The sequence below is a fragment of the Aliidiomarina celeris genome (assembly GCF_003316875.1).
Classification (GTDB): Bacteria; Pseudomonadota; Gammaproteobacteria; order Enterobacterales; family Alteromonadaceae; genus Aliidiomarina; species Aliidiomarina celeris.
Window position 1 is genome coordinate 37,761 of the sequence record NZ_QMIL01000009.1, and the last position, 19,462, is coordinate 57,222.

13 protein-coding genes are annotated in these 19,462 nt (G+C 49.8%); 5 read left to right on the plus strand and 8 right to left on the minus strand.

All coding sequences use genetic code 11. The annotated features are described in order from the left end of the window. The first annotated feature begins 129 nt into the window (after positions 1 to 129). Positions 130 to 909 carry an SDR family oxidoreductase gene (locus tag DQW12_RS13120; RefSeq protein ID WP_113908331.1) on the plus strand — a complete coding sequence of 260 codons (780 nt, stop codon included), beginning with the start codon at positions 130 to 132 and terminating at the stop codon, positions 907 to 909. On the opposite strand, the gene asnA is transcribed toward DQW12_RS13120, so the two are convergent. After that, the gene (gene asnA, locus DQW12_RS13125) at positions 891 to 1,853 is read right to left on the minus strand and encodes an aspartate--ammonia ligase (protein WP_113908332.1); all 963 of its coding nucleotides are present in this window, start codon (positions 1,851 to 1,853) and stop codon (positions 891 to 893) included. The genes DQW12_RS13120 and asnA overlap by 19 nt on opposite strands. Positions 1,854 to 2,015: 162 nt before the next feature. On the opposite strand from asnA, the gene asnC reads away from it, so the two are divergent. Then, the gene (gene asnC / locus DQW12_RS13130; protein WP_113908333.1) at positions 2,016 to 2,462 is read left to right on the plus strand and encodes a transcriptional regulator AsnC; all 447 of its coding nucleotides are present in this window, start codon (positions 2,016 to 2,018) and stop codon (positions 2,460 to 2,462) included. On the opposite strand, the gene nhaD is transcribed toward asnC, so the two are convergent. Next, positions 2,459 to 3,910, minus strand: coding sequence for a sodium:proton antiporter NhaD (gene nhaD, locus DQW12_RS13135; RefSeq protein ID WP_198683964.1), 1,452 nt, complete (start codon positions 3,908 to 3,910; stop codon positions 2,459 to 2,461). The two genes, asnC and nhaD, sit on opposite strands and share 4 nt — an antisense overlap. A gap of 279 nt (positions 3,911 to 4,189) precedes the next feature. Between nhaD and aceB the strand changes: the two genes are divergently transcribed. Both aceB and aceA read left to right on the plus strand, forming a co-directional pair. After that, positions 4,190 to 5,776: a malate synthase A gene (aceB, locus tag DQW12_RS13140; protein WP_113908334.1), complete on the plus strand. Its 1,587-nt coding sequence runs from the start codon at positions 4,190 to 4,192 to the stop codon at positions 5,774 to 5,776. A 30-nt stretch (positions 5,777 to 5,806) separates the two neighbouring features. Further along, positions 5,807 to 7,129 (plus strand): isocitrate lyase, encoded by a 1,323-nt coding sequence (gene aceA, locus DQW12_RS13145; protein ID WP_232819999.1) that lies wholly within the window; start codon positions 5,807 to 5,809, stop codon positions 7,127 to 7,129. Here aceA and aceK read toward each other — a convergent pair. Next, positions 7,126 to 8,862 carry a bifunctional isocitrate dehydrogenase kinase/phosphatase gene (gene aceK / locus DQW12_RS13150; protein WP_113908335.1) on the minus strand — a complete coding sequence of 579 codons (1,737 nt, stop codon included), beginning with the start codon at positions 8,860 to 8,862 and terminating at the stop codon, positions 7,126 to 7,128. The genes aceA and aceK overlap by 4 nt on opposite strands. 85 nt (positions 8,863 to 8,947) lie before the next feature. Between aceK and DQW12_RS13155 the strand changes: the two genes are divergently transcribed. Beyond that, entirely contained in the window at positions 8,948 to 9,883 is a 936-nt protein-coding gene (locus DQW12_RS13155; RefSeq protein ID WP_113908336.1) for a LysR family transcriptional regulator, read from the plus strand. Positions 9,884 to 9,890: 7 nt separating this feature from the next. Here DQW12_RS13155 and DQW12_RS13160 read toward each other — a convergent pair whose 3' ends face one another. From DQW12_RS13160 to DQW12_RS13180, 5 genes are all read right to left on the minus strand, one after another. Then, positions 9,891 to 11,921, minus strand: coding sequence for a methyl-accepting chemotaxis protein (locus DQW12_RS13160; protein WP_113908337.1), 2,031 nt, complete (start codon positions 11,919 to 11,921; stop codon positions 9,891 to 9,893). 201 nt (positions 11,922 to 12,122) lie between these two features. Then, the gene (locus DQW12_RS13165; RefSeq protein WP_113908338.1) at positions 12,123 to 15,317 is read right to left on the minus strand and encodes an amidohydrolase family protein; all 3,195 of its coding nucleotides are present in this window, start codon (positions 15,315 to 15,317) and stop codon (positions 12,123 to 12,125) included. Between the two features lie 106 nt (positions 15,318 to 15,423). Further along, positions 15,424 to 16,785: a GntP family permease gene (locus DQW12_RS13170; RefSeq protein ID WP_113908339.1), complete on the minus strand. Its 1,362-nt coding sequence runs from the start codon at positions 16,783 to 16,785 to the stop codon at positions 15,424 to 15,426. Positions 16,786 to 16,800: 15 nt separating this feature from the next. Beyond that, a complete protein-coding gene (locus DQW12_RS13175) occupies positions 16,801 to 18,099 on the minus strand; it encodes an MFS transporter (protein WP_113908340.1) in 1,299 nt (432 codons plus the stop codon). Next, positions 18,100 to 19,455 (minus strand): hypothetical protein, encoded by a 1,356-nt coding sequence (locus tag DQW12_RS13180; RefSeq protein WP_113908341.1) that lies wholly within the window; start codon positions 19,453 to 19,455, stop codon positions 18,100 to 18,102. Between the last annotated feature and the right edge of the window lie 7 nt (positions 19,456 to 19,462).

Consider the following 19,462-nt stretch of genomic DNA (forward strand, 5'->3'; position numbering starts at 1 on the left):
CACCCCTAAACCCTTGTTTTCTCTAGAAGCAGGCTAGAAAATCGTTATCTGACCCCGTAGTTGGATCTTTTTTGGGGGTTTTGCGGTATTCTAAGGTTATTGAGGGTTTAATTATGAAAAGGTTAGAAAATGGCGAAGTTTGAGAAAGTTGCGTTGGTAACGGGTGGTGGAACTCGTGTTGGGAAAGCTTTTGCTTTAGCACTTGCGGAACTCGGTTATGCAGTAGCCGTGCACTACAATAGTTCAAGCGAAGGCGCTGAGGACACGGTCGAAACGATCCGCGCCGCGGGTGGCCGCGCAAACGTTTTTAAGTGTGACTTCCTAAACGGCGATGTGTCGTGCTTAATCGATACAGTCGTCGAACAAATGGGGCGTATCGATTTGCTTCTAAATAGTGCCTCTACCTATGCACCCGGCACTATTCAAGAAACCTCTCTCGAAACGTTACAAACCCAGTTTCAAGTGAATTTATTCACTCCTTTTCTGCTAAGTAAACGCTTTTCTCAACTCGCAACCCACAATGGTAGCGAACGCCAACCAGCATTGCTGATCAACGTGCTGGACAATAAAATTGCTTATAATCAGTATCCTTATTCGGCTTATTTATTGTCGAAAAAAGCGTTTAGCGAATTTAATGCCATGGCAACCTTAGAGTTTGCTCCTAACATTCGTGTAAATGCAATTGCGCCGGGCGTTATATTGCCAGCTTCACAACGCACTAACGACTACATTCGCTGGCGGGAAGACGGCATTCCATTGAAACACCAAGGCAGTACCGACAACTTAATTCAAGCACTACAGTACATTATCAACAACAACTTTGTCTGTGGCCAAACACTAACTGTAGACGGTGGCGAGTCTATCAATATTGTTGGGCGTCATTCCGAGAATTACGCCAATAACGCATAGCGTTCTTTCAGTGCTGCAGGCCATACACTGGCTTGCACACAACCAATATGAGGTTGTTGCATCATCCACATCACTACCCGTGACTGACCGATGCCGCCCCCAACGGTTTGCGAAAGCTCGCCGGCTAATAAACGCTGGTGCCAAGGTAATGCGAGTAACTCCTCTCGCTCAACACGTGCCACTTGCTCTTTGAGTGTTGGCCCGTTCACTCGAACCCCCATTGAGCTTAGCTCCAGCGAACGTTCCAACACTGGGTTCCATACCAAAAGGTCGCCATTAAGTGCCCAGTCGTCATAGTCGGGAGCACGGGTGTCGTGCATGGAACCGTCACTTAATTTGCCCCCTATGCCCTGTATAAAAACCGCTCCACATTCCCGCGCAATAGCATGCTCACGCTGCTTCGGGCTGAGTTTTGGGTACCACTGGAGCAATTGCTCTGAGGTAACTTTGGTCAACTCTGTCGGTAATGTCAGGGCTGAATCGTAGCGTGTTTTGTAAGCGTGAAAAACTTCGCTCAATGACGCAAAAACTCGGTCCGCAGCACTGTGCAATTGCACAGCTGTGCGCTCGTGATCAGCAATAACTTGCTCCCAATCCCACTGCTCCACAAAAACCGAATGAACGGGGCTGTATAGGTCCTCAAGCGGTCGTAATGCTTTCATTTGCGTAACAATACCAGTGCCAACGGGAAAGTTTTGTAGTGACAGTAGTTGGCGCTTCCATTTCGCTAATGAATGCACCACTTCATAGCTCCGCGCCAACGATTGTACATGCACTTGAACCGCTGTTTCCGCCCCCGACAATCCGTCCTGAACCCCCTCGCTCGGGTCGGTTAGAATGGGGGCCTCCACTTCGGTTAAGTGCAGTTGCTTACAGAGTGCTTCGGTAAAGCTGTGTTTGATCCAACGAATGGCTTGTTGATGACGAATATATTCTGCGCTCATGAACTTTATCTCCTTCCTAAATAAAAGCTATTAATCAACAAAATCGCCGAAAAACGCAATATGCGCTAAAATAAATAGCCGATCACTAGATTTTTATTTAACCAAAAAGCCATAATGATATACAAAGAACAATTAAAGTAGAAAAACTAAGGCGGTAATTGAATGATCGATAATCTAGACAAACAAATCCTCAAGCGTTTACAACACAATGCTCGAACGTCTTATGCCGAAATAGCAAAAGAAAACCAAGTATCGCCCGCCACCATACATGTGCGAGTTGAGAAATTACGTAAGGCGGGGGTTATTACCGGTACTCAAGTTGTGACCAGCGCAAAGGCCTTGGGCTATAGCATTAGTTGTTTTATTGGAATTATTCTGCGTCAAGCTGGCGACTACCCGAAAGCCTTGGAAAAACTTCGGGCATTACCTGAGGTTGTGGAAGCGTATTACACAACAGGGCAATACAGCATATTAGTAAAAATATTCGTGAAAGACATCGACGCCTTACACAGGTTGTTAATTGAGCGTTTACAGGTAATCGACGAAGTTCAATCCACTGAAACGCTCATTTCTTTACAACAGCCTATTGCCCGGCAGATAGAGCCTTAATGGCTTCCAAATACTGCAAAAAGGTCTGCATTTAACCAAAGGTGGGCAAAAATGGACGCCACATAGCCGAGTAAGATAAACGGTGTCCATTTTAGGTGGCTGGCAAAGGTATAGTAGCCTCGTGCTTGCCCCATAAGCGCTACACCGGCTGCCGAGCCAATCGACAACAGGCTGCCTCCCGTACCTGCGGTAAGCGTAATAAGCAGCCATTGCCCATGTGACATTTCCGGCTGCATCGACAGCACCGCGAACATAACCGGTATGTTATCGATGACCGCTGAAACAATCCCTAACGCCGCATTGGCGTAAGTATGGTCCCATTGCGTATAGAGAATGTCTGACATTAGCCCTAAATAGCCCAAAAATCCGAGCCCCCCGACACACATTACAATGCCGTAAAAGAACAACAATGTGTCCCATTCGGCTCTCGACACTCGGCTAAATACGTCGAACGGTATAACACCACCAAGCCGTTTTAACTTTTCAACGTCACCCGCACGCTCGGCCATAGCACGTTTGCGTGCTAGTGAACCTGGTAAGGTCATGCGTAAAAAATAGCCGAAGAATTGTAAGTAGCCTAATCCCATCATCATGCCGAGTACCGGCGGCAAATGTAAGAATGTATGGCATGCTACCGCCGTTGCCACGGTAAAAAGGAAAAGGAAGGTAATGCGCAGTGCACCGCGCTTAAGCTCTACATCTTCTTCTAATTGCGACGGTTTGCGATTTTCAATAAATAAGCTCATGAGCAAGGTAGGCACAAGGTAGTTCACCATCGACGGTATGAACAGCGCCAAGAACTCATTGAAGGAAACCAGCCCTGCCTGCCAAACCATAAGAGTAGTAATGTCGCCAAAGGGACTAAATGCTCCACCCGCATTTGCCGCAATAACAATATTAACGCACGACAAACTAATGAATTTGCGGTCCCCTTCTGCCACTTTCATAACAACCGCACACATCAGCAATGCTGTGGTTAAGTTGTCGGCAATGGGTGAAATAAAGAAGGCTAAGAGCCCGGTAATCCAGAACAAACTCCGGTAGCTAAACCCTTTACGAATAAGCCATGCACGAAGGGCGTCGAAAAGTCGCCGCTCTTCCAATGCATTGATATACGTCATTGCCACCAAAAGAAACAGCATCAGTTCAGAGAACTCGAGTAAATTGTGGCGGAAGGCTGTTTCGGCTTGATCAGTAAAGCCATGCTGCACATATACCCAGCCAATAAGTATCCATATTATTCCCGCCGCGACTAAAACAGGCTTCGACTTTCGCATGTGAAGCTTTTCTTCACCCATAACCAGCACGTACGCCAGTACGAAAATACCAATACAAATAAAGCCTATTAGTGAGCCGGTGAGATCGAGCGGAGCAGGCCCAGCAGCAAACGCCGCCGGACTCGCCAACACGGCAAGTAGCGAAATAATTACAACGATCAAGCGTGTCATTTTAATACCTGTGAGTAACGGGAGGGATTTATGCGGCGCGGATAATAGCACAGGGTTTTGTTAAAAACTCGTAGAAAATCACCCCTACTACTAATGTCTAATGGAAATACCTTCCTTACGGTATTTTACCTGCCTCATATCCTGCATTCACGAAATGAATGACAGGAATAACATTCATGTACAAAATATAGAAAATAATTAGCATGCTCTAGATGAATACAAGTGCGCGGTCCATACTAGCTCCGTGTTTCACAACAAACTAACAAGTCAGGTTGAATTATGAGCGCATCGCAACTAGAAATTACCCAACCGCTATCGAATGATTATGAATCAATTCTCACCCCCGAAGCTGTAGCTTTTCTCACCGAGCTGTGTGAGAAATTTGCCCCTCGAGTAGAGCAGCTTTTAGTGGCGCGAGAGCACGCACAGAACAATTACGACGCAGGAGAACTTCCCGACTTCGATCCCAACACGGCGGCGATTCGCTCCGGCAACTGGAAAGTGGCAAACATTCCCCATGATTTACAAAAGCGCCATTTAGAAATTACTGGTCCGGTAGATCGCAAAATGGTAATCAATGCCCTAAACGCTGACGTAGACGTGTTTATGGCCGACTTTGAAGACGCGCAATCGCCGACTTGGGACGGCTTAATGCAAGGGCAAATTAACCTGCGCGACGCCAATGCAGGGCAAATATCCTATGTAGACGAAGCACGAGGCAAGCACTACGAACTGAAACCCAACCCTGCACTTCTTATTGCTCGGGTGCGTGGTTTGCACCTTCCAGAAAAGCATATGTTATGGCAAGGCAAACCTATTCCAGGCGCGCTGATGGACTTCGCACTGTATTTTTTCCATAACTACAAAACACGAACAGCCAACAACAGCGGCGTGTATTTTTACCTCCCCAAACTTCAGCACCATAGCGAAGCCCAATGGTGGAGCGATGTGTTTCATTTTACTGAGCAAAAATTTGGCCAGCCCACAGGAACCATTCGAGCTACAGTTCTAATTGAAACTCTACCGGCTGTGTTTCAAATGCATGAAATATTACACAGCCTCAAAGAGCATATTGTGGGCCTAAACTGCGGCCGCTGGGACTATATTTTCAGTTACATCAAAACCCTTCGCGCGCACGCTGATCGCGTATTACCCGACCGCCAAGTCGTCACCATGAGCCAGCCCTTCCTCAGTGCTTACTCGCGACTGTTAATTAAAACCTGTCATAGCCGCGGTGCGTTGGCCATGGGTGGAATGGCTGCCTTTATTCCGGCAAAAGATCCCGCTGAAAATGAAGTTATTCTGAACAAAGTGAAAGCAGACAAAGAATTGGAATTCAGTAACGGCCATGACGGCACCTGGATTGCGCACCCGGGGCTCGCGCCTACCGTTCGTGCGGTGGCCGAAAAGTACCTTGGCGCAAACGCAAATCAACTGCAGGTGTTACGCGAGCAAGACGCACCCATAACGGCTGCCGACTTACTTGAGCCAAGTGAAGGCGAACGTACCGAAGAAGGTATGCGCACCAATATTCGTGTGGCGCTGCAATACATTGCAGCGTGGCTTTCGGGCAAAGGTTGTGTGCCTATTTATGGGCTTATGGAAGACGCCGCAACTGCGGAGATATCGCGCACCTCCATTTGGCAATGGATTCAACACGGCAAAACATTAAGCAACGGCGAGCGCGTTACCGTGGCTCTATTCCGCGCACTACTAAATGAGGAAGCGCAGCGGGTAAAAGGCGAGGTAGGCGACGATCGTTGGCAAGCCGAACATTTCCAGCAAGCGCAGCAATTACTGGACCAAATTACTACGGCGGAGCAACTCACCGAGTTTCTTACCTTGCCGGGCTACAACTACTTATAAATAAGAAATAACCAACACAAGGAACATACCATGACTGCTCCACAGCATATGCAAGCCGAAATAGAAAAGTTAGAAAAGGAGTGGGCTACAGACCCACGTTGGAACGGCGTAGAGCGTACTTACAGCGCCCATGACGTTGTTCGTTTACGCGGCTCTCGCCAAGTCTCTTATACCCATGCCGAAAAAGGCGCGGAGAAATTATGGACGCTGCTGAACGGCAAAGCTCAAGAAAAATTTGGTAAAGACTATGTGAACGCACTGGGTGCGTTAACCGGCGGCCAGGCCGTTCAGCAAGTTAAAGCAGGGCTACAAGCCATTTATTTGTCGGGTTGGCAGGTTGCAGCCGACAACAACAGCGCGGCCAGCATGTATCCCGACCAGTCGCTCTACCCAGTAGACTCGGTACCGAAAGTTGTTGAGCGCATTAATAATTCGTTTAGCCGCGCCGACCAAATTCAATGGTCGAAGGGTGTTGGCCCGGGCGACGAAGGTTATATCGACTACTTTGCGCCTATTGTTGCCGACGCAGAAGCAGGTTTTGGCGGTGTGCTGAACGCATACGAGCTTATGCTTGGAATGATTAAAGCCGGCGCTTCTGGCGTTCATTTTGAAGACCAACTTGCCTCGGTTAAAAAATGTGGCCATATGGGCGGTAAGGTGTTAGTGCCCACCCAAGAAGCTGTGCAAAAGCTTATTGCAGCTCGCTTAGCCGCCGACGTTTCCGGCACACGCACACTTATTGTGGCCCGAACCGACGCTAATGCAGCCGATTTACTGACCAACGATGTTGATCCAAACGACGCGCCTTTCCTAACTGGAGAGCGCACCGCCGAAGGCTTCTACCGGGTGAACGCCGGTATTGAACAAGCCATATCGCGTGGTATTGCATACGCTCCGTATGCCGATTTAGTGTGGTGTGAAACCGCAAAGCCAGACCTCGACGAAGCACGCCAGTTTGCAGAAGCCGTGCATGCTAAGTACCCAGGTAAAATGTTGGCGTATAACTGCTCTCCTTCATTTAACTGGAAACGCAACCTCGACGACGCCACTATTGCCAAGTTCCAGCGAGAGCTGGCCAGCATGGGCTATAAGTTCCAGTTCATTACTTTAGCCGGCGTACACAACATGTGGTATCACATGTTTAACCTCGCCTACGACTATGCACGCAACGACATGTCTGCCTACGTAAAACTGCAGCAAGAAGAGTTTGCCTCTGCGGACCGTGGCTACACTTTTGTAGCTCACCAACAGGAAGTTGGCACAGGTTACTTCGACGACGTGACCAATGTTATTCAAGGCGGCCAGTCGTCGGTTACGGCACTTAAAGGCTCTACCGAAGAAGAGCAGTTCTAAGCACTAGAAGGCTCAGATTGGTATTGAAAGCGGATGCTCTGCGGATAAGGAAATATGTCTGGGAGCATCCCTTTTTGTATTTGCTGTTGCTGGCTTTGCCAAAAAGTTACGTCGGCTAATTCTGGGTGCAATGCTTCAATAATTTTGCGAAAACGCGGGTTTGGGAAAACAAAAGTAGTGAGTTGCTCTGGAAACACGTCTTGCGGGGCCACCGAATACCACTGCTCAGAGGCCAGTTGATCTTGCGTATCGTTCGACTTCGGCAACGCCCTAAAGTTGACATCCGTAAGGTACTGTACTTCGTCGTAATCATAAAACACCACGCGCTTTCCTCGGGTTACGCCAAAGTTCTTTAACAGCATGTCGCCAGGAAAAATATTTGCCGCCACCATATCTTTTAGCGCCCGGCCGTAGTCGTCGAGAATCGCTTTGGCCTCATCGTCGTTCGCATACTCTAAATAAATATTCAGTGGCGTTAAGCGCTTCTCAATATAAACGTGCTTGAGAATAATCATGTCGCCTTCTACTTCCATCGAGCCGGCAATACTTGCTTCAAGCTCCGCTAATAAGTCGGCCGAAAAACGGCTTTTAGGCAAGGCCACACTCGAATATTCAATGGTGTCGGCCATACGGCCAACCCGGTCATGGCGTTTCACCAGCTGGTAGCGCGCAAGCACAGTGTCGCGACCAAAAGGCTTACTCTCACCAAACTCGTCGCGAATAACTTTAAATACATAAGGAAACGAAGGCATGGTAAAAACTGCCATGACCAAGCCTTTAATACCCGGCGCTACGACTAACTGGTCGTCTGAGCTTTGTAAGTGCTGGAGTAACTCGCGGTAAAACTCTGTTTTACCTTGTTTGTGTAGGCCAATGGCTGAATAGAGCTCGGCTAAACGTTTGCGCGGCATCAGGCCCTGCAAAAAACGAACGAGCGCAGAAGGCGCTCTTGTTTTAACCATAAAGTATGCGCGTGCAAAGCTAAAGATAATGAGCATTTGCTCTACATCGGTAATCAGCGCGTCTACATACAACAGCCCATGCTGGTTCACTAGCACCGGCACCACAAAAGGATACTGTTGGTGTTCAGTTACAATTCGGCCCACCACATACGCCGCTTTGTTGCGGTAAAACGGGTATTTCAACACGTCTATTCGAAGTTGATGGTCACTGAGCTTGCGAATATTAACCTGTTCTACAAAGGCACGCATGAGGTGCCCTTGGCAGGCTTCTCTATTGGCAAATTCGGCGCCAAATTGCATGTCTTCAATAATATGTTGCAAGGTGGTTTCGATACCCTCGGCCACCGGAAAGTAAGCACGGTACTCAGTTTCCTGTGGCAACGGAATGCGCCGCGCCAGCACGCTTTCTACAAAAATAAAACGGTTATTAAAATAGGTGCGGTGAAACAGCTTACAGAATACCGAATTAAAAAAGGTTTCCGCTAACTCGGCCTGCGGATGAAACTGCAAAAGCTCTTCATAATAACGGCGCACATCTTCCCACAACGACTCGTCAATATGCGCGCAATTCACAATTCGTTCTAGCTCGGCAACCGCCTCTTGTACCCTTGTGTCGTAAAAGCTTATACGCTGTCGGGCAGAGTTTTGAATCGCACTCCAGTCACGTTGCACAAAGCGTTCGCGGGCGTCTTCGGTAATGGCTTGAAATGCCCGATAATGACGGTGAAAGCCTTCTAATATTGTGCGTGCTACTTGCCTGTAGGTTGCCATAGTTCCGTTTTGCCTCGCTTGCGCTTGCCATGAAGTTCTTTATAATTCATCTCACTTATCACCACGCGCTAAGGCAATTCATTCGATGAATCATTTTCGCCAAATCGACCTTAATCTACTCATCTACCTCGACGCGCTGCTACGTGAGCGTAACGTGACCCGCGCAGCGGAACAACTGAATATTACCCAACCGGCCATGAGTAATGGTTTGAAGCGCCTTCGCACCTTGTTGAACGACCCAATTTTAGTGCGAACCAGCGAAGGCATGGTGCCGACCGAGCGGGCGTTAGCCATGAAGCCGCAAGTGCGCCAAATCTTGTATTCAGTTGAAGAAATTATACAGCCTACTCGCAGCTTTTCCCCGCAAGAGAGCGACCGAGTGTTTCGTATTATGGTGTCCGACTATGCAGCGTCTACGTTGATGTCGCCGCTGCTTAAAAGCTTACGTAACCAAGCACCGCACGTTACAATTGACCTCATGACCCCAAGCGACGTGAGCTTTCACGACGTTGAAAACGGCAAAGTTGATATTGCCATTAACCGATTCGACGACCTACCGCAGTCGTTTCACCAAAAGCAGCTCTGGAGCGACGACTTTACCTGCCTTGTACATCGCGACCACCCGATACTCGAAAACTATACCTTAGACGCCTATTTAGCAGCGCAGCACTGCTGGGTGAGTAAAACAGGGTTCGGTGTTGGCATTGGTATGACGCCAGACGCTGTACAAAAACTCGGTTGGGTCGACAATGCTTTAGCAAAACTAGGTCACACTCGGCGCATTCAGGTATTTACCCGTAACTATCATGTTGCCATGCACCTTGCGCGCGAAGGGCTAGTTGCAACGCTGCCGACACGTGCCGCGAAGCTTTACGAAAACAACCCAGACTTAGTATTAAAAACACCACCCTTTGCCATTCCCGATATTGACCTGCAAATGATCTGGAGCCCTCTGCTACAACACGACGAGGGCCACCGTTGGTTCCGCCAATTGGTGTCCGACGTTGCCAGCCAAGCTTAGGCAACCGTTACACGTCGAAGCGTGAGGCGAGTTTTTCCAGCCGTTTTGCAATGTCGGAAAGCTCGCCGCTGGAGCCAGTAATACGGTGCGCACTTTTCGCCGAGCGCCCGGTGCGCTCACTAATTTCGTCAATGTTCAGCTTAATTTCACTGGTCACCGAAGCTAGTTCTTCCGAAGCCGTCGCCACTTGATCGTTAATACCGGTAAGCTCACCCACCGCTTCGCGAATGGTGTCGAGCGCACCGCGTGCCGCAATCGACTTCTCTAAGGTAATTTCCACACCCTTCTGGCTGCCCTGCATTACGGTTGCAGCGTCTCGCGTGCCCTTCTGTAGCGTTTCAATAATGCGCTGAATATTTAAGGTCGAGTCTTGCGTGCGCCGCGCGAGCGTTCGAACCTCGTCTGCAACCACCGCAAAACCGCGACCTTGATCACCCGCCCGTGCCGCTTCAATTGCTGCGTTTAGCGCCAACAAATTGGTTTGCTCTGCAATATTCTCAATTACTTCTAAAATGGTTCCAATTTCAGTGCTTTGAGCTTCAACATGCTGCACTACTTCGGCCGCATGTTTTACATCGTCGGCCACGCCTTGAATGGCTTCTGAGGTTTCTTGGAACACGCGCTCAGTAATTTGCGTTTCTTGCTCCGCATTTCGAGTTGCTTGCAGAGCTCTTGCCGCCGCACTGGCAATATCTTCCACGGTACGCACAACTTCTTCAATAGCGGTAACGGCGCGCTCCACCGATTGCTCTTGCGCCTGTACGTCGTGTGCGGTTTCTTCCGCAATTTGGTAGGTTTCGCCAGCAGAGCGGGTTAACGAACGGCTCGCCTCGGTAATTTCAGCTAACAGCTCGCGCAGCCCTTCTGCCATGCGAACCATTGCACTTAAAACACCGGTTTCTTCACCGTGCGTTTGAATACGTAAGTCACCCTCGGCTATTTTCTCCGCCAAGTTTTGCATTTCTTGCGGTTCGCCACCCAATGGCCGCGTAACGCTGCGCGTAACAAAAACACCTAAAACAACAGCGAGTACAAACCCAGCAATAACCACAGTGGCAATAATCCACAATGCGCTCCGCACCTTGGCCGCCGCTTGTTGAGAGCTTTTTTCATTGAGCTCAATTGCCGCCAGCTCTACTTGATTCAACGCTTCATTCACCGCTTCAATTTCCGCCGCCATCGCTGTAGCGCTTAAGGCTGCGTCGGTTTCCGATTCAAGTTGCAGTTCGTAAGAAAGTAAAAGCGCACCGTCACTAAAGGCCGCTTCGCGCCACTGTGCAAGTAAATTCTCCACTTCACTTACCGATGCCGCAATGTTTGCGTCGGCGCGGTCGTTCAGGGTTTCCATCGGGAAGTCGAAAATTTCAAACACCTGTTCTAACTCTTCAGCCAATGGCGGTAACGTAATCGTGCTTCGTTGGCTCAAGTAGTCACGGGTTAAATATTGAATTTCCATAACTAAACTTTGCAGGTTTGTGGCCGCGGAGGTGAGCTCAACATCTTGTGCTACTTGCTCGGCATGAAATGAAATATTGCCAAGCTCGCCGATTAAAAACGCTGCTATGCGATCAAACTCGGTTAGCCGTCGGCGCACTTCCGCCGCGCGCAACAGCCCAGTACGGTGGTGCTCAAATAAAATAGATGCTTGTTGCTCAAAGTCCCGTCGCGCATTCATCGACTCCGCTAAGGTAGCCCTGATACTCGGCTCAGACACGAGCGACTCTAAGCGTTGATAACGACTCGAGAATGCGCTGCTAGCAGCGTCAAACTGGGTGTTGTAGTTGTCGATTTCACTAATATCGGTCGATGCTAACGCTAAACCTACGAGTCCGTTAGCTTCATACATGGCGTTCTTTAGCTCACCTGTGAGGGTTACTGTGGGGGTTGTGGTTTCGGTTACGTAACTTAAGGTGCGCTCAAAGCTATTGATAAACCCGAGGCCGACACTCCCTGTCACTGCGATTAAAACGGCGACGGCGGCAAAGCCGGCAATAATGCGTGTAGACAGCTTATTAAATTGCTGTTTTAAAAATGACATGGGTACTTCTCCTGCCCTTTATTGGGGAAAGCGCACTTTTCATATTCTTATGTATCGACGGCAACAACTATACAACCATCTGGTCGGACAACCTTACAAAATCTTTACCACAATAGCAAAGCTCTCTGGTTTAAAAAAGCCTCAATAAAAAGCCCCCGTTTGAGTCAACAAACGAGGGCTTGGTGAGCGTTTGAGCAAACCTTAGTCGTTAACGACTTGCTCAAAATAGAAGGGCTGGCGTGCTTTCGCATTCGGCCCCATTTCTTGCATAGTTTCGGCGTCAAATAAACGGCCATTCACCATGGTATACACCACCCGATCAGTCAGCCGGAAGTCTGCCAATATATTACCGTCGATTACGGCAATATCTGCCAACTTACCGCTTGCTATGGAACCAATCGACTGCTCCATACCGAGGCTACGCGCAGCGTCTATCGTTGCAGTACGCAACGCTTGGTGCGGCGACATGCCACCTTGTTGCATCATCCAAATTTCCCAATGCTGGGCCAAGCCTTCACGCTGACCATGCGCCCCGGCAGTTACCATTACACCATCTTGTTGCAGCTCGTACGCGCCACGTGCCACATTAAAGTGGTTATAGTGGTGCTCTGGCGCAATAGGTCGGCGCATCGAGCGGGTGCGTAAAATTCGCTCCGGTACAAATTTAGACAACTTGGGGTGCTCCCACACATTGGTATGGGCATACCAATAATGCTCACCCCAAATACCGCCGTACGCTACGCCTAAGGTTGGCGTGTAGGCTGTTTCCGTTTGTCGCCAAAATTGCTTCACGTCGTCGTAAATGGTTTCTACCGGAATGGCATGCTCAATTACCGTATGACCGTCCGCTATCATGCTCATATTATGTTGAAACAGTGAACCGCCCTCAGGCATAACCAACATGCCCATTTCTCGAGCTGCCTGCATAATTTGCTGACGCTGATCGCGGCGCGGCTGGTTGTAGCTCTTCACCGAGAACGCACCCACTTTTTGCATGCGCTCTAAATGGAAGCGCGCATCGTCGATACTGTCTACATGTGCAGTAATACCCGCCCCATTAGCACCATAAAGAATAGTGCCGGTGGAAAAAATACGCGGCCCTACAATAGCGCCAGCACGCTGCATTTCACTGGCCGTAAAAATTTGCGCGGTATTGTTCGACGGATCGTGAATGGTCGTCACGCCAAAGGTAAGCCCAGCATAAAGAATCCAGTTTTGCTGCGGAATAATTTGCTGCTCGCCTTGGCCACCATGGGCGTGCGTGTCAATTAAGCCTGGAATAACCGTTTTGCCACTGGTGTCGATTACGCGTGCATTCGACGGCACACGTACTTCACCGCGGCGCCCTACCGCTTCAATACGATTTCCCGTGACAACCACTACACCGTTCTCTATTACTTCGTCGCCGTTCATGGTTACCACTTGGCCACCGACGAATGCGACCGTTTGCTCCGGCACATACACGGGATGTTCAAAGCCAATGTCGGTACCGTCGGCTACCAATTCCATATCGCTAGCGGCAAAGTCAAACATTCCTTCTAACGAGGCCGAATAGAGCTCTGGGCCTAATGCCCAATATAAGTTCGAGCTATCGGCTGTCCAAGAAATATCGCTACCGGCGCGCTTGGAAAGCGTTTCCACTGGCAACTGGCGGTCGCTCGGGCTTATTGAAATAGCCTTACCACGCTCCACAAAGGGCGTAACATGCACGCGAAAGCGCTCTGCGAAGGCTAAATATTTGCCATTCGGCGACACCCGGTACTCGGTTGCATGCGACGAGGTATACAAGGTTTTACTCTCGTGGGTGTCCAGATCAATGCTGCGCAGCTCTGGCCCACTGGCGCCAAATCCTTGTACGTAAACACGGTCGTTGCGGCTGCCAAAGTGCGGCTGCGAACCACTGCGCGCTATACGGGTAGGCGTGTCACTGTCGAGTGGCAAGTAGTAAAGCCCGGTATTTAAGCCATAAGCAGGGTTTGTTAAGTAACCGCCGCTAATTTTTCGGTACACCACGGCGTTGCCGTCTGGGCTAAAGGTGGGTTCAATAAATTTACCTGTGCCAGTTGCTAACACGCGCTCGCGGCCGTTGCGTAAATCGCGCACCACAACTTGGCCTTGCTCTTGGTCATTCCACGTTGTGTACACCAAATAGCGACCGTCTCTGGAATATGCAGGGAATTGCTCAAAATGATTGTCGCGACTGGTTAACCGGGTAGGCTCTCCGTTGGGTAATGGGCGAGTGTACAGCTGACCCAGCGCCTCATAAATAACTTGGCTCGCATTCGGTGCAACTTGCACGCTACGTAACATGCGTACACGGAAGTTTTCAGTGTCAATATTCTGCGCCGTTCGTACCGCTTGCTGAACTTGCTTGGTGGTGTCCACGGCAAACGGAATGTTCGCCACTTGGCCATTGTTCACGTTAATACGGTGAATTTTACCCTGTGCATAGAATACTAGCTCGCGGCTATTATCGGTCCAACCCATAGCGGGGTAAACACCATGAATAGCCCAAGTTTCTTGCATGTCGCGCGTGAGGTTGTCGTAAATTTCGCGACGCTCACCAGTGTTAAGGTCGAGCAAATAAAGCTTACTTTGAAAATCGTCGCGGCTTACATAAGCCAAATACTTACCGTCGGGTGACGGGGTCGGTCGAATGCCGCCGCCATGGCCACTAATGACAGTTTCAATCGCACCCGTTTCCAGTTCATAGCGTTTAATGGAGTAAATACCAGCAACCGAGTCTTTGCTGTACTCAAAAACAGGGCCTGGTGTGTCGTCTTGCGAGAAATAAACATACTTACCGTCGGGTGAAAAAGCCGGCTCACCTAAGTCTTTTTGGTCGTTGGGCCGCGCCGTAAGCTGCACGCCAGTACCACCACTGCGGTGATACAACCAAATTTCCCCCGCGCCGAGTGAGCGCCGTGCGGTAAAGTGCTTGCGGGCTACCAGATATTCGCCATCTGGGCTCCACGCGGGGCTATTCAGTAAGCGAAAGTTTTCGTTAGTAACCGCCCAAGCTTCACTACCATCGGCTTTCATAACCCAAATATTGTCGCCGCCATTTTCGTCGGAGGTGTAAGCAATATACTGGCCGTCTGGGCTATAAGTAGGCTGCATATTCCACGCTACGCCGCCACGCAGTAACTCTGCGTCGCCGCCACTCGCCGGCATGCGGTAGATGTCACCTAGCATATCGAACACCACCCACTGTCCGTCGGGGCTAATGTCCACGCTCATCCAGGTGCCTTCACTGGTGGCAATGCGTATGTCGTTAAATTCAGCTTGCGGCGGCTCAGCCACAGACCAACCGCTTGCCGTCGCTTGCCCAGCCCAAGCGAGTGTTATGGCCACGCTCAAGGCGGGCAACCATTTCTTAAACGTTACTGTTTTCATTTTTATTCAACCTAGTTGTTGGTGTGCTTTGGTTGTATTGAAGTTGGCTGTAAAAGTCTAGCTTTGCTCGGTAAAGCGAAGCGCATACACGACCAAACAGCTCAACCTAGGTAACCGCCAGTGCCACAAACACCGCCACTAACGCCGCCAGCATAGGAATAGCCACCGTTACTACAAAAATATCGCGGTAGGCTTCTTTGTGCGTAAGTCCCATCAGCGTAAGTAGTGCGATAACGGCCCCCGAGTGGGGCAACGAATCGAGCCCACCTGCGGCTAGATTCGCAATCCGGTGCAGTAGTTCGGGTGCAATACCCGCTTCAAGGTAGGCCGGCGCCAATGCCGACATAAAGATCTGTAATCCGCCAGAAGCCGAAGCCGTAATACCAGAAATTAAATTAGCCGACAAAAACACCGACAATAACGGCGGAATCGGCATTTCCAACAACCATGCAGCAAAGGCGTGGAAGCCAGCCGTTTGAATCACTACACCCCCAAAACCGATCACCGCAGCCGTATTAATAAGCGGCAAAATCGCGTCGTCTACCCCCTCTCCGGCGGCCTTAACAAACTGCTTTCGCACCGGCGCAAACAACACAAAACAACTGGCTGCGCCAACCAATAATGCAAAGCTAGCCCACAACACCGGTTGCGTTGCAGCAAATTGAATCCATGCGCTAGAAAGGCCGCTCATTTGCAGCAAACGCGGCACCACAATAATGGCTAACACAAACACCATGGGTAAAATGGCAAGCTGCCAACTGGGTTGGTTGCCCTCTTGTTGCTCAGCTAAAGCACGCATTTGTTCGTCTTTTGCGGTGGCTTCATAACCTTCACCCGTGCCTTCGGCGCGGCGCCATTGGCGTTCTAAATACCACATGCCCACCACTGCCATAACAAGCCCAGCAAGCACGCCATACCAGCCGCCGGCAAATAAATCGGTTCCTAGCGAACGGGCGCCAATGACGTTATGAATAGAGGGGGTTCCCGGTAAAGCGGTCATGGTAAAGGTGCCGGCCCCGAGCGCAATGGCAGCAGCGTACAAACGCCGCGGAATGTTGGCTTCGCGCATGAGCGTAACGCCAATTGGATACATGGTAAAAATAACCACGAACACCACCACACCGCCGTACGTTAACAACGCGCATACCAGCATAGCAATGAGCAACGCGCGCTTGGCACCAAGCCAATGAGTAATTGCCAACGCCACACTTTGTGCGGCCCGGCTTGCAGCCATAACCCGGCCGAACAAAGCACCGCACAAAAATAGCAAAAGGAAGTTCCCGGCAAAGGAAAACGCTCCCGACGGGCCAAATGGAAAGTGCTGTAAAAACACTTCTTGTAGCGCCATGCCATTGGTTAAACCAATCACCAGAATCGACACCAGCACCGCCAGCAGAATGTTCACACCGCGTAATGCCAACGCAATTAGCAATGCTAATCCAAGAATTAACCCTATATTTCCTAACATCTGAAGCCCCTTTTGTTATCTTTCAACTTTCGGTGCTAATACCAGCGGCACCCGAACTAAAAGCAAGCCGCCAAGAATGAAAAAGCCGATCACTAACAACAATGCCGACTGGCGCGACAATAAATCGGCAACTACACCAAAACTAGCAGCGAACAGCATAGATACCCGGTTCACTGTGCCCCATAAACCAAAGGCGGAGCCGTCGCGCTCGGGGGCAGCCAATAACGCCACCACCGAGCGGCTCGACGCTTGAATAGAACCTATACCGGTACCCGCCAGCAGTGCGACAACTAAGAATATATCTCGGGTACTGAAGGGTAAAAGAGTACCTAAGTAATGAATACTGTACATGCCTGCAATAGCAACAATCCACACTGCAATAACCACCAACAATACGGGTTTTGCCCCCCAACTGCGCTCTAATACCCCAAATAGAATTGCTCCAAATAACGCACTGAATTGGGTCGCTAAAAACACCGCTACCAAATCTGCCTGCGACAACCCCAATTCACCTGTACTGTAGATACCAATGAATTTCACCACCGTTTGTACGCCCGCCATGTAAAACACGAATGCTGCAAAGAACTTAAAAAGCAGCGGCTGCGCGAGGCGTTGTTGGCGAAAATTCAAACTCTGCCACCACGGTTGTGTAACGGTCGTTCGCGCACGGGGTTTGCGTGGCTGTCCTTTTACTAACACAAAGGTGGGAATGGCCATTACCATAAAATAAACGGATATGGCGATCATGGCCCACTGATGCTGACTAATAAAAAGCGCGCTCTCGGAAATTGGATCGGCACGAATAATCAGTACCGACACCATCACCATGCTAACAAAACCACCGAGATACCCTAGCCCCCAGCCCAAGCCCGACACCAACCCTAAGTTCCGTTTGGTAGCTAGCTCGGGTAAGAACGCCGACATGATGGCTTCGCCCAGCATCCAGGCAGTATTGGTAATCAGAATAATAGCCACGCCCCACCATACGTCGCCGGGGCCAACCCAAAATAACCCGCAGGTAAACACGGCGCAAATAAGGGTGGAAACAAAAAGTAACCTTTTTTTCGACATACCTTGGTCTATTTTTTGCCCCACAATTGGCGACAGCACCATGGCCAATAACGTTGAGCCAATAATGGCTAGCGACCAATAACTATCACGCCAAACACTGTCGGCTGGCACAATGGTGCTCACAAAAAAAGCAGAGTACACAAAAGAAATGATAATAGTGGTGTAGGCTTGATTGGCAATGTCGTACATGGCCCAACCAAAGATTTCACGCTTCGGCGCATTAACTTGCAAGGGCGTATACATTTAGTCGCTCGCCTCTACGCTAAGAATGCGTGAGTAATTCATAATAATTTTCCACCGCTGGGTGTTTACTTTCTTCGCCCCAACCCGTTCCCGCGTTACCAAGTTAAAAATATACCGGCGCTCAACGTCTTCGCGCCGCACCTCGCCGTTTTCTTGAATATATAACGCATAGGCGCTTTGGTTCATTAACGGCTGCAACAACGCCATGTCTATGGTCATGGTTTCTCGCGCCCCCGAATAACCACTCAAAAACCGAGCCGGCAGCATTTTTGACGCACTTCGAAACCACACCACGGTTTCCTCCCGTTGTGGCGTAGTGCTTTGCCGTGCTTTTTTCAGTTCCTCTGGTAAGTCCTCAAATTTCTTGTAGTCGAACCATTCCACCGCGCGGCCAACGGTTTGCTCGGAGTTCACGTCGATAAACTGATAACGCCATTTGGGCCGACCTTTTCGTAACCAGTTCCAGATTTTCGTTTGTATGTCTTCGCGAAACAGCTCACGTATGGCATACAAGCCCGCCAGCGCAAGTACAAAAATAAAGGTTACGTCGCTAAGCCGATCACGCGCTAACAACACCATGACAGATGCCGCAGACATGAGTACCGCCGCTACGCCCGCCCGCACCAACTTTTGCTCCGTGCCACCGAGCGCTTGCCCAAGCCGGCGCATCGACACAGGATATTCAATTAAGCGCCGCAATAAACGCATTTTATTCGACAAGCGCACCGGGTCTTGGCTCACCCGTTCGGCGTTATACTGTTGCTCGGTGCGATACCGCGACTCGCGACGGCCAATTCGAAGGAGCAGCTCCTTCATGTCTTTTTCGTTGTCGGCCCAATCGAGCTCTACCGCCAGCTTTAGGCACTGCTGCTCGGTAAACCACGACAAATAATTATCCACGTTTACAAAGTACAACGACATAGCGTTATCGACGGGGCGGTTGCGCCGCAAGCGGCGTAAAATGGTGGCACTTAACTCAATCACTTCGCCTAGTTCGGCGCGCAAGTCTTCAGGCGGTTGGCTTAATATTTTGCGCACCGACTGTTCCATCGCTGTTACATATTGGTAGCCGTACAAACTTAAGCTCATACGGTATTGCGGGTCAGGCCGCTCTCGTTGCTTACTCAAACGCTGAATCAACCGGCTTTTCACCAGAGGCTCTAAGGTTGCTGTACTTTGGTAGGTTCGCTGAATTTGCAGCCCTTGTTGGTAAAAGGCACGCTCTTCTAGGAAGTTTTCGGAAAATTCGAGTTCACCGGGAACAAACAAGCAGGCGTCGAAATGGTGTTCGGGAAAGTCACCCAAATCGCGAGTTATACGTAAATGAAAGCTGTCTTTTAAATCAACGTATACCAACGCGCTC

Excerpts from the sequence above, each read along its gene's own strand:
- DQW12_RS13120 (WP_113908331.1), top strand. The coding sequence starts at position 130 with ATGGCGAAGTTTGAGAAAGTTGCGTTGGTAACGGGTGGTGGAACTCGT.
- asnA (WP_113908332.1), bottom strand. The coding sequence starts at position 1,853 with ATGAGCGCAGAATATATTCGTCATCAACAAGCCATTCGTTGGATCAAA.
- asnC (WP_113908333.1), top strand. The coding sequence starts at position 2,016 with ATGATCGATAATCTAGACAAACAAATCCTCAAGCGTTTACAACACAAT.
- nhaD (WP_198683964.1), bottom strand. The coding sequence starts at position 3,910 with ATGACACGCTTGATCGTTGTAATTATTTCGCTACTTGCCGTGTTGGCG.
- aceB (WP_113908334.1), top strand. The coding sequence starts at position 4,190 with ATGAGCGCATCGCAACTAGAAATTACCCAACCGCTATCGAATGATTAT.
- aceA (WP_232819999.1), top strand. The coding sequence starts at position 5,807 with ATGACTGCTCCACAGCATATGCAAGCCGAAATAGAAAAGTTAGAAAAG.
- aceK (WP_113908335.1), bottom strand. The coding sequence starts at position 8,862 with ATGGCAACCTACAGGCAAGTAGCACGCACAATATTAGAAGGCTTTCAC.
- DQW12_RS13155 (WP_113908336.1), top strand. The coding sequence starts at position 8,948 with ATGAATCATTTTCGCCAAATCGACCTTAATCTACTCATCTACCTCGAC.
- DQW12_RS13160 (WP_113908337.1), bottom strand. The coding sequence starts at position 11,921 with ATGTCATTTTTAAAACAGCAATTTAATAAGCTGTCTACACGCATTATT.
- DQW12_RS13165 (WP_113908338.1), bottom strand. The coding sequence starts at position 15,317 with ATGAAAACAGTAACGTTTAAGAAATGGTTGCCCGCCTTGAGCGTGGCC.
- DQW12_RS13170 (WP_113908339.1), bottom strand. The coding sequence starts at position 16,785 with ATGTTAGGAAATATAGGGTTAATTCTTGGATTAGCATTGCTAATTGCG.
- DQW12_RS13175 (WP_113908340.1), bottom strand. The coding sequence starts at position 18,099 with ATGTATACGCCCTTGCAAGTTAATGCGCCGAAGCGTGAAATCTTTGGT.